This window comes from Bradyrhizobium sp. AS23.2 (genome assembly GCF_001908185.1).
Classification (GTDB): Bacteria; Pseudomonadota; Alphaproteobacteria; order Rhizobiales; family Xanthobacteraceae; genus Bradyrhizobium.
Map to the genome: position 1 here is coordinate 1 of NZ_LGHM01000406.1, position 652 is coordinate 652.

Consider the following 652-nt stretch of genomic DNA (forward strand, 5'->3'; position numbering starts at 1 on the left):
CGGCATGCCGCCGCCGTATGCCGCCGGGGATTTTGCCGGCTGGTTCGAGGCCTACATCGGCGGCCGCTGGTACACCTTCGACGCGCGCAATAACATTCCGCGGATCGGCCGCGTGCTGATCGCCCAAGGTCGTGATGCCGCAGACGTTCCAATTACCCAAACTTTCGGGCCAAATACACTTGTCAGCTTTAAAGTTTGGACCGATGAGCTCGTGTAAATGGTCGGGCTTGTGGCAACCTCTGTCCATTCTGGTTTATGAATCGCCAGAGAGCATGTCCGCACTGACGAAGGTGCCTTACTAGTCTCTGAAAGTCTCTGCGGTGAACCGGAGCAGATAGAGCGACCAGCCTGCGCTGGAGGGCAATAGGGTGCATTGCATCACAGCATAGTCTACGCTAGAGCAGCCGTAAATTTCAGAGGTAGACACATGTCATATGCCTATAAGCTGAATGAAGACGTTCACCACCAGCCCCAAGGGCCACAAGGCCGTGCCGCAACTGATCCACCAATGATTTACACCATCGTTCAACGTATGCCCATCGAGGCAGACGGACGTCTTAGATACCGCATCAAGAGCAAATCGGAGAATATCGAGCGCGTCGTTACGGAAGATCAGCTTTCGTATTCTCAGTGATGTCATTCGGCTGTGCCT

The 652-nt window shown here is 54.4% G+C and carries 1 protein-coding gene and 1 pseudogene; one reads left to right on the forward strand and one right to left on the reverse strand.

All coding sequences use genetic code 11. From position 1 onward, the window contains the following. A pseudogene (locus AC630_RS42555) lies at positions 1-217 on the forward strand (transglutaminase family protein); the annotation flags it as partial. Between the two features lie 213 nt (positions 218-430). On the opposite strand, the gene AC630_RS46595 reads toward AC630_RS42555, so the two are convergent. Beyond that, the coding region (locus AC630_RS46595; RefSeq protein ID WP_208867132.1) for a hypothetical protein at positions 431-652 on the reverse strand (222 nt) is incomplete at its 5' end.